At 73.2% G+C, this 16,289-nt stretch carries 15 protein-coding genes; 9 read left to right on the top strand and 6 right to left on the bottom strand.

Features of this window, described 5'->3' with window-relative positions; genetic code table 11:
• Positions 1 to 1,620: 1,620 nt before the first annotated feature.
• Positions 1,621 to 1,860, top strand: a complete 240-nt coding sequence (locus tag ABTW87_RS26250) for a hypothetical protein (protein ID WP_350653676.1) — start codon at positions 1,621 to 1,623, stop codon at positions 1,858 to 1,860.
• Positions 1,861 to 1,940: 80 nt separating this feature from the next.
• A complete protein-coding gene (locus ABTW87_RS26245; protein ID WP_350653681.1) occupies positions 1,941 to 2,894 on the top strand; it encodes an L-threonylcarbamoyladenylate synthase in 954 nt (317 codons plus the stop codon).
• A 69-nt stretch (positions 2,895 to 2,963) separates the two neighbouring features.
• Here ABTW87_RS26245 and ABTW87_RS26240 read toward each other — a convergent pair whose 3' ends face one another.
• Positions 2,964 to 3,251, bottom strand: coding sequence for a hypothetical protein (locus ABTW87_RS26240; protein ID WP_350653674.1), 288 nt, complete (start codon positions 3,249 to 3,251; stop codon positions 2,964 to 2,966).
• 119 nt (positions 3,252 to 3,370) lie between these two features.
• Between ABTW87_RS26240 and ABTW87_RS26235 the strand changes: the two genes are divergently transcribed.
• Positions 3,371 to 3,790 carry a CBS domain-containing protein gene (locus ABTW87_RS26235; protein ID WP_350653672.1) on the top strand — a complete coding sequence of 140 codons (420 nt, stop codon included), beginning with the start codon at positions 3,371 to 3,373 and terminating at the stop codon, positions 3,788 to 3,790.
• A gap of 47 nt (positions 3,791 to 3,837) precedes the next feature.
• Here ABTW87_RS26235 and ABTW87_RS26230 read toward each other — a convergent pair whose 3' ends face one another.
• Positions 3,838 to 8,397, bottom strand: a complete 4,560-nt coding sequence (locus ABTW87_RS26230) for a cation-translocating P-type ATPase (protein WP_350653670.1) — start codon at positions 8,395 to 8,397, stop codon at positions 3,838 to 3,840.
• 224 nt (positions 8,398 to 8,621) lie between these two features.
• Between ABTW87_RS26230 and ABTW87_RS26225 the strand changes: the two genes are divergently transcribed.
• From ABTW87_RS26225 to ABTW87_RS26200, 6 genes are all read left to right on the top strand, one after another.
• Positions 8,622 to 8,882, top strand: a complete 261-nt coding sequence (locus ABTW87_RS26225) for a hypothetical protein (protein WP_350653668.1) — start codon at positions 8,622 to 8,624, stop codon at positions 8,880 to 8,882.
• A 118-nt stretch (positions 8,883 to 9,000) separates the two neighbouring features.
• Positions 9,001 to 10,377: an MFS transporter gene (locus tag ABTW87_RS26220; RefSeq protein WP_350653666.1), complete on the top strand. Its 1,377-nt coding sequence runs from the start codon at positions 9,001 to 9,003 to the stop codon at positions 10,375 to 10,377.
• Positions 10,378 to 10,426: 49 nt separating this feature from the next.
• The gene (locus tag ABTW87_RS26215) at positions 10,427 to 11,068 is read left to right on the top strand and encodes a GAP family protein (protein ID WP_350653664.1); all 642 of its coding nucleotides are present in this window, start codon (positions 10,427 to 10,429) and stop codon (positions 11,066 to 11,068) included.
• Between the two features lie 49 nt (positions 11,069 to 11,117).
• The gene (locus tag ABTW87_RS26210) at positions 11,118 to 11,924 is read left to right on the top strand and encodes an SDR family oxidoreductase (protein ID WP_350653663.1); all 807 of its coding nucleotides are present in this window, start codon (positions 11,118 to 11,120) and stop codon (positions 11,922 to 11,924) included.
• A 37-nt stretch (positions 11,925 to 11,961) separates the two neighbouring features.
• A complete protein-coding gene (locus tag ABTW87_RS26205; RefSeq protein ID WP_130321024.1) occupies positions 11,962 to 12,156 on the top strand; it encodes a hypothetical protein in 195 nt (64 codons plus the stop codon).
• 104 nt (positions 12,157 to 12,260) lie between these two features.
• Positions 12,261 to 12,803, top strand: coding sequence for a YbaK/EbsC family protein (locus tag ABTW87_RS26200; protein ID WP_350653680.1), 543 nt, complete (start codon positions 12,261 to 12,263; stop codon positions 12,801 to 12,803).
• A gap of 45 nt (positions 12,804 to 12,848) precedes the next feature.
• On the opposite strand, the gene ABTW87_RS26195 is transcribed toward ABTW87_RS26200, so the two are convergent.
• The 4 genes from ABTW87_RS26195 to ABTW87_RS26180 all read right to left on the bottom strand — a co-directional run bounded on the left by ABTW87_RS26195 (position 12,849) and on the right by ABTW87_RS26180 (position 16,261).
• Positions 12,849 to 13,493 (bottom strand): DsbA family oxidoreductase, encoded by a 645-nt coding sequence (locus tag ABTW87_RS26195; RefSeq protein WP_350653679.1) that lies wholly within the window; start codon positions 13,491 to 13,493, stop codon positions 12,849 to 12,851.
• Between the two features lie 8 nt (positions 13,494 to 13,501).
• On the bottom strand, positions 13,502 to 13,930 hold the full coding sequence (locus ABTW87_RS26190; RefSeq protein ID WP_350653661.1) for a SufE family protein: 429 nt from the start codon (positions 13,928 to 13,930) through the stop codon (positions 13,502 to 13,504).
• Between the two features lie 92 nt (positions 13,931 to 14,022).
• Positions 14,023 to 14,448 (bottom strand): CBS domain-containing protein, encoded by a 426-nt coding sequence (locus ABTW87_RS26185; protein WP_350653659.1) that lies wholly within the window; start codon positions 14,446 to 14,448, stop codon positions 14,023 to 14,025.
• A gap of 58 nt (positions 14,449 to 14,506) precedes the next feature.
• Positions 14,507 to 16,261 (bottom strand): proline--tRNA ligase, encoded by a 1,755-nt coding sequence (locus ABTW87_RS26180; protein WP_350653657.1) that lies wholly within the window; start codon positions 16,259 to 16,261, stop codon positions 14,507 to 14,509.
• Between the last annotated feature and the right edge of the window lie 28 nt (positions 16,262 to 16,289).

Genomic DNA, 16,289 nt, shown 5'->3' with positions numbered 1-16,289 from the left:
CCTGAACGCCTTCGACATCGCCTTCGAAGGACGCCTGTCCGCAGGCCGCAAGTAGCCGTCAACAACCCGAGTTACACCGTTCGTTTGACAGACCCTCCTATGGACGTAAAGGGGTTACGAGGAGAACAGACCGAAGCATCAGGTTGCTGCGGCAGTGGCGCCAGTACTGCGCCGAGATGGATCGCGGAGACGTGCCGTCGAAAGCTGGAGACGGTCGGACCGATCGACGTCGAGGACCAGGCGACGACCGCGCAACGGTATCTGCCCAGGACCACGCGATCTGGTGGAACGGACCGACGAGCCTCAGCGGTACCGCCCGGCCGTGGCGTTTCGAGGCCCGGCGAGACACGGAGGTTGGCGGGTGCGCCAGCCGATTGCCGCCGTGCTGTAGGGTGCACGTTTCGGTAGAGGCTTGTGTCTGACCGCCACCCCAAGCAGTGGCTCGCAACGCTTTTGAATCTGTCGGCGGTTGACCTCCTGTCACGCTCAACGACGAAAGGTGCTCGTCACACATGACGAGCACCCCTTCTCCGTCATCATGGCAAACCCGGACTGGCGCTTCAGTTAACCATAGGGCGTTGGAACCTCACAGGACTCACGTCATTTCAAGGAATCCATCGGTTCAGAGCCATGGCGAGTACCCCAGTTCAGTAGTATTAGCGCTCCCTTGCGCCTGTACCGACTGGTAGCCGATAGTCCGGCCGAAACACACCGTCCACCCGTTCGCCCCGATCGCCGATGACGAGCATGCCCAAGCGCCGTGGATGTGTGTGTAAGTGACTAGACGCACGAATGCGCTGGCACCGAAGGAGTTGGATCGGTTGTTCCGGATAATTACGGCTCCTTGCATATGTACTCCGCCTGCCGACCTGATCGCGCAGACCTGCGCCAGAACATTGGTGGCGACTGTCTTGCTGGAGCCGCAACGCCACGTGGCCGAGCTGGACGTGATCGGGTTCGTGCTGCCGTAAGCGACCCAGGTACCGTTTTCGGTCGCAGCCGCAGCGGGGGAGACAGTCCCGAGGCTTAACCCCATCACGGCAGTGATGACGGCCATCAACCCTGCGACCAACCGTTCAACTCGCATATCAATCCTTTCCAGACCTGTCAATACGAATCTTGATCCTAGCAAGGCAGATGGCTTCATGAAAGCTCGCCTTGTTGTTTTCGTGCCACCCTGTATTGGCTGGCAATGCCTGCACACGGATAGTAATAATCAACGCGGCCTGGTCGTCTCTAACGGGCTGTCGGCTGATCCAGCGCTGCGGCGACGTGCGCGTACCTTCGAAGAGCGGACCCGACGCGATGTCGTCGGACCGGCTGGCGTCAGGTGACTGTCCTTAGGACGAGGCTGACGGCGTACGGCGATACTTTGTCGTCCTGGTTAGTACTTCAACGTCACTTGGCCCGTCCGGCTGTTGTGCGACGCAGTTTTGCCAGCGTCTTCTCGGAGAAGGCCACGGTGAACCGGCTGATGCTGGTGCAGCCGACCAAGGCGACATCTTCAAGGCGGCCCTCGACAGGCCGCCGCGCGCCGCCTGACAAGGACGCCGTGGCCCAGGTTCTGCATACCGCCCTGCGCGAGACGGCCGACCCTCCTTGGGATGCACACTGAGAGGCATGGGCACGATTAAGGACCGGGATCCCGAGCGTGACTGGTTGACGCAGAGCTACGTCGATCCGAGCACGAACCCGTACTCGATCGACGCCCGGTCGGAGATGACCGGCCGCCTCGCTGCCGGCACCGGAGGCAGCCGCTCAGTCCGCGTCGTCGTACGCGGCGCCGCTGTGCTCGTGCTTGTCGCGCTGGCTGGGACCATCGTCCTCGCGGCGCTACAGCTCCTAAGCCGATCGAGGTAAGGCGTCGGGCCGCCGATCGGGTCGGCGGTGGGTACGCGGGGCCGGCAGGCTAGCGTCGAGGTGTGAGCACCCCGCGAGTCCTGCCCGCCGACAGCGGCATCGCCGAGGCGGCGTCCGTCCTGCGTACCGGCGGGTTGGTGGCCTTCCCGACGGAGACCGTGTACGGGCTGGGCGCGAACGCGCTGGACGCGCGGGCGGTGGCCCGGGTGTTCGAGGCCAAGGCGCGGCCGAGCTTCGACCCGCTGATCACCCACCTGGCGGAGGCGGCGGAGCTGGAGAAGCTGGTGGGGGCGGTGCCGGCGGCCGTGGCGGCGCTGGCCGAGCGGTTCTGGCCGGGACCGCTGACGCTGATCGTGGACCGGCCGGCGGTGATTCCGCCGATCGTCACGTCCGGGTTGCAGACGATGGCGGTGCGGGTGCCCGATCACGAGGCGGCCCGGGCGCTGATCGCGGCGGCCGGGGTGCCGGTGGCGGCGCCCAGCGCGAATCGGTTCGGGCAGCTCAGTCCAACCAGGGCCGAGCACGTGGTACGCGGCTTGGGTGCGGCCGTGGACGTGGTGCTCGACGGTGGCTCGACCCGCTGCGGGATCGAGTCGACGATCGTGGACGTGCGGGGTGACCGTCCGGTGGTGCTGCGGCTGGGGGCGCTGCCGGTGGAGGCGCTGGAGGAGGCGGTCGGGCCGGTGAGCGTACGGTCGGGCAGCTCGGGGCAGCCGGTGGCGCCCGGCACGCTGGCGGCGCACTACGCCCCGCGTACGCCGCTGCGGCTGGCCGCGGGCGCGGAGCCGGCGGCCGGCGAGGGCGCCCGGCGGGGTTTCCTGGCCTTCCGCGAGCGGCCCTCCGGTGACTGGGCCGCGGTGGAGGTGCTCTCCGGGCGTGGTGACCTGACCGAGGCGGCGGCGCGGCTGTTCGACGCGCTGCACCGGTTGGACGGGACCGGCGTCGACGAGATCGTGGTCGAGCCGGTGCCTGACGTGGGGGTCGGCCGGGCGATCAACGACCGGTTGAGACGCGCCGCCGCCACCTGGCGGTGAGCGACCGACGGCCGAGCGGTCGACGGGCCCGGCGCGGGCCGATGGCCGGTCCGCGCCGGGCCGACAAATTCACTCCCGCTGGGCGACGTCGAGGTTGACGAAGCGCGGCTCGGCCCGGGCCAGGCGGCGCATGCGCTCCGCGTACGCGCCGGTCTCCGGCTGGTCGCTGTGCGCCATGGCCTGCTCGTAGCTGTCGAACTCGGCGACGATCACGATGTGCCCGGGCCGCTCCCGGTCCTCGGCCAGTGTGATCCGGGCCGGTGCGTTCGCCAGCTGCTGCTGTCCCCACTCCTCGCTGAGCGCCCGGACCTCGTCGGGCCGATCGGTGTCGTACTCGATGATCTGGACGAAGGGCATCTCGGTCCACCTCCCGGCGGCTGCTTTCCCGCCGGGCCGCCGCACATGTCTGCCGCATGCCTGCGGCACGTCGGGGTAGGAGAAACGGCAACAACCCCCCGAAAGTGAGGTGTCGTACCATGCCGACCGCACGCGAGATCATGACGCATGACGTGAGCTGCGTCCGTGAGCAGGACGACCTGCGGATGGCCGCGAAGCAGATGGCCCAGCTGGGTGTCGGTTCGCTGCCGATCTGCGGCGCTGACAACCGGCTCAAGGGCATGCTGACCGACCGGGACATCGTGGTGAAGGTGCTCGCCGAGGGCCGCGACCCGGGCCGCGTCACCGCCGGCGAACTGGCCCAGGGCGAGGCGGTGACGATCGGCGCGGACGACGACGCCACGGAGATCCTCCGCACGATGGGCCAGCACCAGGTGCGCCGGCTGCCGGTGATCGACGGGCACGAACTCGTCGGCATCGTGGCGGTCGCCGACGTGGCCCGGTCCCTGCCGGACCGCCCGGTGGGTGACCTGATCGAGGCCATCTCCGAGCGTGGCTGACGGTCCGCGCAGCTCGTTAAGAAGGGTCCCCGGTACAACGCCAGGCGTTAACCGGGGACCCTTCCTTCCTCAAGCGGGGTTGTCGCCGCGGCCGGGTGCTGCCCGTCCGGACCGGACCCGTCCGGGCCGGACCCGTCGGGACCGGGCCGCCCCGCACCCGGCCACAGCCGGAGGCGGTGCAGCAGGTCGGTGCCGGGGTGCGGTGGCATCGGCAGCCGCTCGACCAGCCGGGCGACCGCGCCGTTGGCGAGTGTGGCGCCGACCGCGGAGCCGGTGGCGACCGTCCAGGCGACCGGCCCGAGCGGCGTGCAGCCGAAGAACTGGCTGAGGCCGGGGGTCTGCACGACCAGTACGAGCGCGCCCACCGAACCGGCGGTGGAGAGCAGCACACCGGGGGTGGCACCGCCGGCCAGCAGGGTCTGGCCGAGCTGCGTACCGACCAGCGACACCAGGGCGACCGTGCCGGCCCGGCGGGGGGACGCCGCCAGCCACCGGGAGGCGACCCAGCCGGCAGTGGCACCGATGGCGGTGGAGGTGGCGCGGACGCCGATCTCCCGGTCCAGCGTCGCGCCGAGCGAGGTGTCCGGCCCCTCGCGGAGCAGCGCGTCGCTGTGCTCCGGGCGGGGCGGCCGGACCGCGATGGCCAGCGCGGGCGCCAGGTCGGTGAGCAGGTTGACCAGCAGCAGTTGGCGGCCGTTGAGCGCGGAACGCCCGTCGACGGCGGCGGTGACGATGCTGAACGCGATCTCACCGAGGTTGCCGCCGACCAGGATGCTCAGCGCGTGCCGGACCGAGGACCACATCGCCCGCCCCTCGGTGAGGGTCGCGATGATGGTCTCCAGCCGGTCGTCCATCACGACCAGGTCCGCCGCGGCGCGGGCGGCGGGGGTGCCCCGCTGACCGAGGGCGATCCCGACGTCGGCGAGGCGGATGGCGGGCGCGTCGTTGGCGCCGTCGCCGGTCATCGCCACCGTTCGGCCGCAGGCCTGCAACGCCTGGATGATCCGTACCTTGTGGGCGGGCGTGCACCGGGCCACCACGTCCGTGGTGACCAGCCGGCCGGCCAGCGCCTCGTCGTCGAGGTCGTCGAGTTCCGCGGCGGTCACCACCCGCTGACCGTCGCCCGGGCTGATCACCGAGGCGATCGCCTCGGCGGTCGCCGGATGGTCGCCGGTGATCATCACCGTGTGCACGCCGGCCCGGCGGATGCTGGCGACGGCCGGTGCGGCGCTGGCCCGGATCCCGTCGCCCAGCGCGAGGATGCCGACGAAGGTCAGGTCGCCCACGTCCTGGTCGGTGACCGTCTCGTGGTCGACGGCCCGCTCGGCGATCGCGAGAACCCGCTGCCCGGAGCCGGCGTGGCGGGTCAGGTCGCGCTGCACCGCCGCCCGGACCGCCTCGTCCATCGGCACCACGCCGGCCTCCGTGCGCCGGTTCACACAGCGGGGCAGCACCGTCTCCGGCGCCCCCTTGAGGCTGAGCAGCAGGCCACCGTCGCAGGCGCCGATGGTGGCGTGGTAGCCGCGGGACGGTTCGAAGGGCAGCACCCCGACCGCCTGCCACGCCGCCGCGCCCGTCTGTTCGGCCGTGCCGGTCTCGCGGGCCGCCCGGCGTACCGCCCGGTCGGTCTGCTCGGGCAGCTGCTCCGGGTCGTCGGCGTCCGGAGTCGCGCGCAGCGCCACCGCGAGGACCGTTCGGAGATGGTCGTCGAGCTGGTCGACGGTGGCGTACCGGTCGCCGTCGCCGACGCCGGAGAGCACCAGCCGGCCCTCGGTCAGCGTGCCGGTCTTGTCGAAGCAGAGGACGTCGACCCGGCCCAGCGCCTCGATCGTGCGGGGGTTGCGTACCAGGGCACCGCGCTCGGCCAGCCGCCGGGCCGCCGCCAGCTGAGCGGCGCTGACCAGGAACGGCAACCCCTCGGGCACCGAGGCGACGGCCAGGTTCGCGGCGGTCGCGGCCGTCTCCACCAGAGGTACGCCCCGGGCCACGCCGGCACCGGCGACCGCGACGGCCGAACCGAGCGCGAGCGGTACGGACGTACGGGTGAGCCCGCCGAGCCGCGCCTCGACGCCGCCGGTGGGTGGTGCGTGCCGGGCCAGGGCGAGGCTGCGTCCGGCCTCGGTCTCCTGACCGGTGGCGACGACGACCGCGCGGCCGTGGCCGGCGGCGACGGTGGTCCCCTCGTACAGCATTGACCGGCGCTCGGCGACGTCCGCCGCCGCGACCGGCTGGTCCGTCTTGGCGACCGGCAGCGACTCGCCGGTGAGCGAGGACTCGTCGGCCTCCAGCCCGGTCGCCTCCAGGACCCGGCAGTCGGCCGGCACGGCGTCACCCGGTTCGAGGACGATCACGTCACCGGGAACCAGGTCGTCGGCGGGCACCAGATGGTCCGCGCCGTCCCGCCGTACCCGGGCGGTCACCGCCGACCGGGACAGCAGCTCGGCCAGCGACCGTTCGGTGTTGCGCTGGTGCACCGCACCGATCAGGGCCGACCCGCCGACGACGCCGCCGACCAGGGCGGCGTCGATGAGCGAGCCGAAGGACGCGGACAGCACGGCCCCGGCGGCGAGCACCGGGGTCAGCGGGTTGGCCAGCTCGTCGAGGAACGCGCGGAGCAGGGTGGCGGGCGCGCCGCCGTCGGTGCCCGCGCCGGACCGCCGCCGGGCGGCCTCGGCCGACGCCAGCCCGTCGGGAGTGCTGCGGAGCTGGTCGAGGACGGTGTCCACCGGCATGAGGTGCCAGGGCACCGCCGCCCGTGGGGCGGGCGTCGCGGCCGGGTCGGGCAGGTGGTGGGCGCGCCACACCCCGTTGGCGAACGCCAGCGCGGCGCTCCCGTTGACCGCGGCCAGGGTCCGGCCGGGGAGCTGCCTCCGGTCCGCGGTGAGGGCGGACAGCGCCCCGAGACCGGTGCCGGCGAGCGCGAGCCGGATGTTCTGCGCCGTCATCCGCCGTGCCACGCCGGCCGCCTCCACCACCAGCGCGGCCACCCGCGGGTCGGTGCCGACCAGCAGATGGGCGCCCCACGGCGGCAGGTCCACGTCCGCGCTCACGCCCAGACCGCAGTCGGCGGCACCGAGCGCCGCCCGGTCGCCGGAGACCAGCATCACCACCGCGCCCTCGTGTTGCAGCCGGCGTACGGTGTCGGCGAGCCGGTCCCCGCCGGGCAGGACGGCGTCGGCGAAGTCGTACCGGTCCGGGTCCTCGCCGGCCACGACCAGCCGCAGTCCCGCCCGTCGGGCGGCAGCCGGCAGGATGTCCACACCGGGCGCCGGCTCGGTCTCGACCCGCAGCACCGCGACCAGCCGGTCGCCGTGCGCCAGGCCGAGCACCCGCCCGCCGGCCGCCCGCAGCCGGCTGCTGTGCGGAGTGTCGCCGGGGTCGTTCGCGCCGAGCGTGCCCACCGGCCCGAGGCGCCAGTCGCCGTCCCGGTGGCAGGCGTCCGGCCGGTCGGGGTCGAAGAGCGCGAACGCCCGTCCGGCCACCGCGCCGGGGTCGCCGTCGCCGAGCGGTGCCAGGTCGGCGAGCAGTCCCCGGTCGGAGCCGAGGACGGCCGCGTCCAGTACCAGCGTGTCGATCCGGTCGAGTTCGCGGAGCACGCTGCGGTCCATCGCGATGACGCCGCGCCGGGCCAGCAGGGCGCCGAGCTGGGCGGCGTACCCCTCGCGGCCGGCGCCGGGCGCCTTCGGCAGCGCGGAGAGGCCGAGCGCTGCGGCCCGTTTGCCGCCCGCCAGCGGCGTGGCGGCGGCCGCGGCGACCGCTCCGGCGTGCAGCATTCGGGTCACGTACGTCTCGACCGGCCCGTCCGGCTTGGGGCGGGGGCGCTCCCCGTCCGGGACGCGGGCGACCGCGCGTTCCGGGTCGCCGGTCAGCCGGGGTTCGGCCTTCGCCCACGCGGTGAGCTGCGCCCTCGCCTCGCCCCACTGCACGACCCGTTGGGCACCGTCCAGCACGATGCCGGTCCAGCCGCCGGTAAGGCCCTGCACGACCGCCTCGGCCAGGGGAAAGATCAGATCGGCGCGGGGATCGGCGCGCAGCCCCCGGTTGGCGAGGGCGTGCAGCTTCGGGTGCAGGTCGACCGCGCCGAGCAGACCGGCCACCTCGCCCGGCACCGGGGTGAACGGCAGGATCCGGGTGGCGGCGGAGATGGTCAGGCCGAGCGCGTCGGAGGCGAGGGCGCCCAGCGTACGGGGCGTGCGCGGGCCCTCCTCGGGCGGATGCGGCGGCGGGATCTCCGGGTCCGGCTCGTGGGGGCAGCTACGTTCGGCGCGGGCCACCGTGGCGATCAGGTCGCGCAGCTTCGGCTCGGGCGACTCGACGGCGACCACCACCCGGCCGGAGGGGGCGTTGACCCGCGCCCAGGAGACGCCGGGCATCCGCTCCAGCGCCGCCTCGACCTGTCGGGCGAGCAGGTCGCCGCCGTCCTGGCAGACGCCGTGGACCTCGATGTGGTGCCGGCCCGGCCGGGACCAGACCCGGCGGCGGGTCAGCCCGGCGAGCCGGGCGGCCCGGACCGCGGCGGATCCGAGGTTGCGCGACACCCCACCCACCAGCTGCGGCACCGCGACCGGTGGGAGCAGGCGGCCGGCGACGCGGCCCAGCGGGGTCATCGAGGCGTACGACCGGACAGGTGCCGGTCCGACCCCCCGGTGCCGCTGCTCCCGCCGTACGCCATCTCGCCTCCCACACGGCCGTGTCTCCCGGCGGCCTGGCTTCCCGCCCGGCCGTCCGTTATGCCCCGCTGAGCAGGGCAGTTTCGGCCGGCCTGGCCGGCATGGACGCCCGTCGGACGTGGAATGCCGAGGGGTCGGTCACCGTCATCGGGGAGGCTGGAATGAGCACGCTGACACGAGAGCTCAGCGGTAACCGGGACATGGTCCGGGTCTTCACCCGCCGGGTGGAGATCCCGCTGCTGGGCGAGGTGGCGGTGCCGCCGCCGGACAAGCTGGCGTACTACGCGGGAGTGGGCGTGCTCGCCGCACTCCAGGTCATCGAGTGGCCGCTGGCGCTTGTGGTGACCGCCGGCCACCTGCTCGCCGACCAGCACATGTCCGGTCTGGCACAGGGGCTCGGAGAGGCGCTGCAGTCCGCGTGAGCGAGCCACGTCACCCTTGACCTGAACCGCGGTTGAGGTCGCACGCTGGGCAGGTGCTGGTCAACTGGCGGTTCTCCCGCGCGTGCCGTGATCCGTGGCGGACGGCGGGGGGTGCGGCATGACCACCACCGTGGCGTCGCCGGCTCCCCCGGCCCCGGCCGGCGGACTGTTCGCACCCCGGCTACGGGCCATGACGGTGGGCAGCGTCGCCCTGGTGTCCCTGCTCGCGTTCGAGGCGCTGGCGGTCGGCACCGCCATGCCCACCGTCGCGCGGAGCCTCGACGGCCTGGCCCTCTACGGCCTCGTTTTCGGCGGTCCCTTCGCGGCGGGAGTGCTCGCCATGGTGCTCTCCGGCCTCTGGTCGGACATGCGCGGGCCGCGTGGGCCGATGTGGCACGGCCTCGCCTGGTTCGTGGTGGGCCTGGTGGTGGCCGGGAGCGCCACGTCGATGGGTGCGCTGGTGGTCGGTCGGGTGGTGCAGGGATTCGGCTCGGGTCTGCTGTCGGTGGCGCTGTACGTGGTCGTCGGGCGGGCGTACCCGGAGCGGCTGCACCGGCGGATCTTCGCCGCGTTCGCGGCGGCGTGGGTCGTGCCGTCGCTGGTCGGCCCGGCGGTGGCCGGCCTGGTGGTGGAGCATGTCGGATGGCGTTGGGTCTTCCTCGCGGTGCCGGCCGTGGCGGTACCGGCGGGCCTGCTGGTGCACCCGGGGCTGCGGGCGATCGGCGCGGCACCGGCGGTGGCCGCCCCGGCCGGCGCGTTGGGCCGGGTCGGCTGGGCCTGCGGGGCGGCGGTGAGCGCCGCACTGTTGCACGTCGGGGGGCAGCAGCGCGGCACCACCGCCGTCGCGCTGACCGCGGCGGCACTGGCCGGCCTGCTGGTCAGCGCGCCATGGCTGCTTCCGGCCGGGTTCCTGCGGGCGGCTCGCGGGCTACCCACCGTGATCGGGCTGCGCGGGCTGGCCTCCGCCGCGTTCGTCGGCGCCGAGGTGGTGATCCCGCTGATGCTCTCCCGCGAGCGGGGCCTGTCGCCCACCGCCGCCGGGCTGGTGCTCACCGTCGGCGCGCTCGCCTGGTCGGCCGGCTCCTGGGCACAGAGCCGGGTGCCGGTGCCCCGGTCCCGGGCGACCCTGCCGACGACCGGCCTCGCCTGCATCACCGTCGGGATCGCCGTGGTGCCGCTCGCCGTGGTGCCCGCGGTGCCGGTGTGGCTGCCGGTGCTCGGTTGGGCCGGCGCGGGGCTCGGGATGGGGCTGCTCTACCCGTCGCTGTCGGCGCTCACGCTGGAGCTGTCCGCCCCGGGCGAGCAGGGCCGCAACAGCTCGTCCCTGCAACTGGGCGATTCGCTCTTCGCGGCGACCGTGCTGGCCCTGACCGGGGCGGTGCTCGCCGCGGGCGCCGCGCCCGGCCCGGGCAGCTTCGCCGGCACGCTGGCGGTCGCCGCCGGGCTGGCGCTGGTCGGTGCCCTGCTGGCCCGGCGCGTGGTGCCGTCGCCCTGATCCGCTGATCCGGCCCGGTGACGGGTTCCCGCGGCGAGGATGGCGGGGGATGGACTTCGTCGGCACGTTCCCGCTGGCGGTCGTGATGGTCGCCGGGACCCCTCTGGTCGCGGCGGTGTTCCTCGCGTCCGCCGACCGGCCCCGTGCCGCATCGGTGGGGTACCTCGGCGGGGCGGCCCTCGTGGTGGCCGGCGGGACGACGTTGAGCTGGCTGGTCACCCGCACGGTGAAGGTCAACCTGACCGCGGGTGGCCAAGCGGGGCGGCGCACCGTGGAGACCGGGATCGACTGGTTCGTGCTGGCCGTGCTGGTCGTCCTAGCGGTGGTGGTGTTCCGGCGCCGGCGGTCGGGACCCCCGTCCTGGCTGGGGAGGCTGCAGCGGGCCGGCCCGGCGTACGCGGCCCGGCTGGCGGCGCTGCTGCTGGGGGCCATGCCCACCGACGACCTCACCATGCTGAGCGTGGGCGCGAGCACCGCCCGGCATGACCTGCCGTGGTGGCACCTGCTGCCGTTCGTGCTGGTCACCGTGCTGCTGCTCGCGCTGCCGCTGCTGGCGCTGCTCCTGCTCGGGTCGCGGGCCGCCGCGGTCCTGCCCCGGATGCGGGACTGGGCCGACCGGCACTCGTGGGTGATCAGCGAGGCGGTGATCGCGTTGTTCCTGCTGCTGACCGTGCTCGACCTGCGGCGGTGACCTGGGTCTCGTCGCGTCACGGACGCCCGGGCGGCACCGTCGGTCGGGCATGGCGCATTCGAAGGAGGACGGCATGCGGGTCCTGGTGACCGGAGCGGGCGGACGGCTCGGGCGCGTGGTGGTGCCCCGGCTGCTCGACGAGGGGTGGACGGTGCGCGCCACGAGCCGGCACGCGCGCCACGAGCCACCGGTGGAGTGGGTGACGGCGGACCTGGCGACCGGCGACGGGCTGGCCGAGGCGGTCGCCGGCGTCGACGCGGTCCTGCACCTGGCGTCGCAGCCGAAGGGCCGGCAGACCTACCAGGTCGACGTGCTCGGCACCCGCCGGCTGGTCGTCGCCGCCGGACCGGCGGGCGTACGGCACCTGGTCCACGTCTCGATCGTCGGGGTGGACCGGGTGCCCATCCCGTACTACCGGCACAAGCTCGCCGCCGAGCAGGTGGTGGCCGCCGGTCCGGTGCCGTGGACGGTGCTGCGCGCCACCCAGTTCGGTGGGTTCCTTGACGAGTTGCTGCATGGCGCGAGCCGCCTCGGCCCCGTGATCGGGGACCCGGCGATCGTCGCCCAGCCGGTCGACCCGCGCGACGTCGCGGAGCGGCTGGTGCACAGGCTCACCGCCGGCCCGCTGCGCGGCATCGAGGAGTACGGCGGGCCGCAGGTGCTCCGCTTCGACGAGGCGGTGCGGGCGTGGAACACGGCCCGGGGAACCCGGCGGCGGCTGCTGCCGGTACGCGTACCGGGGCGGCTGGGCCGGGAACTGCGCGCCGGCGGGCTGGTCACCGACGCCGGCCCGCACGGGCTGCGCACCTGGTCGGAGTACCTGAGCGACACGTACGGGGGAAACCGCGCAAAGTGAACGTTCCACCGGTTCACGTCCGACCTACGGTGACGCCATGTTCACCCTGGTCACCACCGTGATTCTGTACGTCGGAGGCTTCGTCTTCCTCTACGGCGTGATCCGCCTCGCGATCCGGCACGCCCTGGAGGAGATGGAGGTGCGCCGGATCCAGGCCGAGCGAGCCGAGGAACTGGCCGCCCACCGCGACCGGACCCTGCTTCGCGAGAACGGCTTCCTCACCGGCAGCTGAGGTGCAAGGAAGGGCCCCTTGTTAACGCCTCCGGTAGAGGAAGGGTCCCTTGTTAACGCCTCGGGCAACGCCACCCACCGCCGGGTGCGAGGATCGCAACCGTGATGGGGACGCTGAAGACCGAACCGGCCCGTAGCCGGCCGGACCTGCTCGCCGCGCCGGTGGCCGCCGCCCTCGGGCAGTGGCCCGCCGAAGCGCCGGTTGACGTCGACGACGTGCTGGTGGCACCGATCGACGCCGACCTGGCCGACACGGCGGCGTTCTGCGCGGCGTACGAGGTGCGCCTCGACGAGTCGGCCAACTGTGTGGTGGTCGCCGGCAAACGCGAGGGCGTCGTCCGGTACGCGGCCTGCGTCGTGCTCGCCACCACCCGTGCCGACGTCAACGGCGTGGTCCGGCGGATGCTCGACGTACGCAAGGCGAGTTTCGCGCCGATGGCCGACGCGGTCGAGCTGACCGGCATGGAGTACGGCGGCATTACGCCCGTCGGCCTGCCGGCGCAGTGGCCGATCCTGGTCGACGCCCGGGTGGTCGCCACCCCGCACGTGATCATCGGTTCCGGCGTACGGCACAGCAAGATCGCGTTGCCCGGCCCGGCGGTCGGGGCGTTGCCGCACGCCGTCGTGCTGGAGGGCCTGGCGGTCTGACGGCGCAGCTATCGGAATCGATCTGGTTGCACGTGAAACATCGCCTCAGGCGGCCGCTTCGCGTTGCTCGACCTCGGTGAGCGCGCCGAGCAGGGTTTCCGGCTCCTGGGCGCCGACCACGGCGTACCGTCCAGCCAGCACGAACGTCGGGACGCTCGTGACGCCGAGCTGCCGCGCGGCGGCCAACGCGGCGCGGACGTCGGCGGCCCGCTCGTCGGAGTCGAGGAACGCGCGCGCCTCGGCGGCGTCCAGGCCGACCGCACCGGCGAGCGTGGCCAGTGCCGCGCGGGAACCGACGTCGACGCCGTCGCTGAAGTGCGCCCGGTACAGCGCCTCGACCGTCTCGCCGGCGCGTCCCCGTGCGGTCGCCCAGGCTACGAGCCGGTGTGCGTCGAAGGTGTTTGCGGCGATGGCGCGGTGGAAGTCGAGCTTGAGACCCGCCCCGGCGGCGACCTGGGTGACGTGCTCGGCCATCTGCGTCGCGCGCTCCCGGCCGCCGAACTTCGCGGCGAGGGCGTCGAGCAGCGGGAGCGGCTCGGGCGCCGGCGACGGGTCGAGCTGGAACGGCCGGTAGTGCACGGTCACGTCACCGTCGTACGACTCGAGTGCCTGCTCCAGCCGGCGTTTGCCGACGTAGCACCAGGGGCAGACGACGTCGGCGTAGATCTCGATCTCCATGCCTCGGGACAACTCCCCGGTCAACTGGTCTGTTCCCGGACCTGGCGCTTGAGCCGCGCCAGGATCGCGGTGCCGCCGCGTACGCGCAGTGGGCTGATCGCCTGGGCCAGCCCCATCCGCTGGTAGAGGTCGTCCGGCACGGCCAGCACCTGCTCCGGGGTCGCGCCGGCGAGCCCTTCGGCCAGGATGCCCGCGAACGCCCTCGTGGTGGGTGCCTCGGGCGGGCAGTCGAACAGCGTCTCGACGGTCTTCTCCGGGGTGACCCGCGCCCGCAGGAAGAACGCCGTCTGGCACTCCGGAACCTGCTCCATGCCCTCGCGGTCGGCGTGCTCGGGCGGCAGGGGCGGGATGACGTCGGCGTACTCCAGCATCATCTCCAGCACGACGTCGCGCGGCGCCGCGGCGAACTCGTCGACGATCTCGGCAAGCCGGGTGGGCATCTCGGGCATCCCGCCAGGCTACCGCCGCCGCCAAGCCGGGATCGGAGGTGTTAAGAAGGGGCCCCTCCTCTACCGGAGGCGTTAACAAGGGGCCCCTCCTTTCACACGGTCGGGGCTTGTTCGCTGATCTGGCTCAGCGCCGACTGCGGGTCCAGTTGCATGGCGAGGTCGCCCAGGGAGACGATGCCGACCAGCTTCCGGTCGCTGTCGCAGACCAGCACCCGCCGTACGCCCCGCTCCCGCATCAGCGCCGCCGCCTCGCCCGCAGTGCAGTTCTGCTCGATCATCACCACCTCGCGGGTGATGACGGACCCGATGGTCGTGGTGGCCGGGTCGCTGCGCTCGGCGACCGCCCGGATGACGATGTCGCGGTCGGTGAGCATTCCGGCGAGCGTGGCGCCCTCGGTGACGACGACGTCGCCGATGTCCGCCTCCTTCATCACCTTCGCCGCCTCGTCCAGGGTGGTTTCCGCCGGCAGGTAGATGACCTGCTTCGTCATCACGTCGCCGACCTTGTAACCGGTCATGAGAGCCCTCCAGACACGTTTCCACCCGATCGGAATGCGGTACCCCGTGCCACCCTGACTACACCCCACGCACGTCGGTGACCAGACGTTCGACGAGACCGTCCAGCGGCAGTTCGGCGCGCTCGCCGGTGGACCGGTCGCGCAGCTCGGCGTACCCCTCGACCAGACGGCGCCCGACCACGACGGTGCGCGGGATGCCGACCAGCTCAGCGTCGGTGAACTTCACCCCGGCGGAGACGTGCGTCCGGTCGTCCACCAGTACCCGCAGGCCGGCGGCGGCGAGGCGTTCGCCGAGGTGCAGCGCCGCCTCCAGCTGCGGCCCCTTGCCGGCCGCCACCAGATGTACGTCGCCCGGCGCGACTGCCGTCGGCCAGACCAGACCCCGCTCGTCGTGGTGCTGCTCGGCGATCGCCGCGACCGCCCGGGACACGCCGATGCCGTAGCAGCCCATCGTCGGGCGGACCGGCTTGCCCGCCGGACCGAGCACGTCGAGCGCGAACGCGTCCGTGTAGCGGCGGCCGAGCTGGAAGATGTGGCCGATCTCGATGCCCCGGCGCAGCGTCAGCTCGCCTGTCTCGCAGCGCGGGCAGGGGTCGCCCGGCCGGACCTCGGCGGCCTCGACCGTGCCGTCGGGTACGAAGTCCCGGCCGCACACGACGTTTGTGGCGTGCCGGCCGGGTTCGTTGGCACCGGTCAGCCACGTGGTGCCCGGCACCACCCGGGGGTCGACCAGGTACCGGAGCCCGAGCTTCGCCAGCACCTGCGGCCCGAGGTAGCCGCGTACCAGCTCCGGGTGCTCGTCCCAGGCGTCGAAGACCGCGACGGTGGCCGGGGCGAGCGCCGCGTCGACCCGTTTCAAGTCCACCTCCCGGTCGCCGGGCACCCCGATCACGAGCAGGTCCGTCCCGTCGACGCCCGGCCGGCGCACCGTGAGCACGACGTTCTTCAGGGTGTCGGCGGCCGTCCAGTCGGTCCGGCCGGCGAGCCGGCGGTCGTTGGCCAACTCGACCAGGCTCGCGATGGTCGGCGTCTCCGGCGTGTCGTGCACCTCCGACGCCGGCTGCGCCTCCGGGTCGCCCGCGGGCGGCGCGGGCGTGGTGACCGCCTCGGTGTTCGCGGCGTAGTCGCAGGTTGTGCAGCCGACGTAGGTGTCCTCGCCGACCTCGGCCGTCGCCAGGAACTCCTCTGACGCGGAGCCGCCCATCGCCCCCGACATCGCGTGCACGACCGTGTAGTCCAGGCCGAGCCGGTCGAAGATCCGCCGGTACGCGGCCCGGTGCCGCTCGTACGCCGCCCGCAGGCCCGCCTCGTCGAGGTCGAACGAGTACGCGTCCTTCATCAGGAACTCGCGCCCGCGCAGCAGGCCGGCGCGGGGCCGGGCCTCGTCCCGGAACTTCGTCTGCACCTGGAAGACCGTCACCGGGAAGTCCCGGTACGAGGTGAACAGGTCCTTGACCAGCAGCGTCGCCAGCTCCTCGTGGGTCGGGGCGAGCAGGTGCCCGGCACCCCGCCGGTCGGCGAGCGTGAAGATGTCGTCGCCGTACTCCGTCCACCGCCCGCTGACCTGGTACGGCTCCGCCGGCAACAGGGCCGGGAAGTGCACCTCCTGGTCGCCGATGGCCAGCATTTCCGCCCGGATCACCTCGGTGACCCGGTCGAGCACGAGCTTGCCCAGCGGCAGCCAGGTGTACCCACCCGGGGCGGCGCGGCGGATGTAGCCGGCCCGCAGCAGGAGCCGATGGCTCGGCACCTCCGCGTCCGCCGGGTCCTCGCGCAGGGTCCGGAGCAGCAGGGTGGACATCCGTAGCAGCATTGCCGCAGCGTACGACCGAGCCGCCGGG

This window comes from Micromonospora sp. NPDC126480 (assembly GCF_040302465.1).
GTDB lineage: Bacteria > Actinomycetota > Actinomycetes > Mycobacteriales > Micromonosporaceae > Micromonospora.
This window is presented reverse-complemented; position numbering and strand designations above follow the sequence as displayed.

What these genes read in the sequence shown, in the direction of transcription:
- ABTW87_RS26250 (WP_350653676.1), top strand. Translation starts at nt 1,621, where the DNA reads ATGGGCACGATTAAGGACCGGGATCCCGAGCGTGACTGGTTGACGCAG.
- ABTW87_RS26240 (WP_350653674.1), bottom strand. Translation starts at nt 3,251, where the DNA reads ATGCCCTTCGTCCAGATCATCGAGTACGACACCGATCGGCCCGACGAG.
- ABTW87_RS26235 (WP_350653672.1), top strand. Translation starts at nt 3,371, where the DNA reads ATGCCGACCGCACGCGAGATCATGACGCATGACGTGAGCTGCGTCCGT.
- ABTW87_RS26230 (WP_350653670.1), bottom strand. Translation starts at nt 8,397, where the DNA reads ATGACCCCGCTGGGCCGCGTCGCCGGCCGCCTGCTCCCACCGGTCGCG.
- ABTW87_RS26225 (WP_350653668.1), top strand. Translation starts at nt 8,622, where the DNA reads ATGAGCACGCTGACACGAGAGCTCAGCGGTAACCGGGACATGGTCCGG.
- ABTW87_RS26220 (WP_350653666.1), top strand. Translation starts at nt 9,001, where the DNA reads ATGACCACCACCGTGGCGTCGCCGGCTCCCCCGGCCCCGGCCGGCGGA.
- ABTW87_RS26215 (WP_350653664.1), top strand. Translation starts at nt 10,427, where the DNA reads ATGGACTTCGTCGGCACGTTCCCGCTGGCGGTCGTGATGGTCGCCGGG.
- ABTW87_RS26210 (WP_350653663.1), top strand. Translation starts at nt 11,118, where the DNA reads ATGGCGCATTCGAAGGAGGACGGCATGCGGGTCCTGGTGACCGGAGCG.
- ABTW87_RS26205 (WP_130321024.1), top strand. Translation starts at nt 11,962, where the DNA reads ATGTTCACCCTGGTCACCACCGTGATTCTGTACGTCGGAGGCTTCGTC.
- ABTW87_RS26200 (WP_350653680.1), top strand. Translation starts at nt 12,261, where the DNA reads ATGGGGACGCTGAAGACCGAACCGGCCCGTAGCCGGCCGGACCTGCTC.
- ABTW87_RS26190 (WP_350653661.1), bottom strand. Translation starts at nt 13,930, where the DNA reads ATGCCCGAGATGCCCACCCGGCTTGCCGAGATCGTCGACGAGTTCGCC.
- ABTW87_RS26185 (WP_350653659.1), bottom strand. Translation starts at nt 14,448, where the DNA reads ATGACCGGTTACAAGGTCGGCGACGTGATGACGAAGCAGGTCATCTAC.
- ABTW87_RS26180 (WP_350653657.1), bottom strand. Translation starts at nt 16,261, where the DNA reads ATGCTGCTACGGATGTCCACCCTGCTGCTCCGGACCCTGCGCGAGGAC.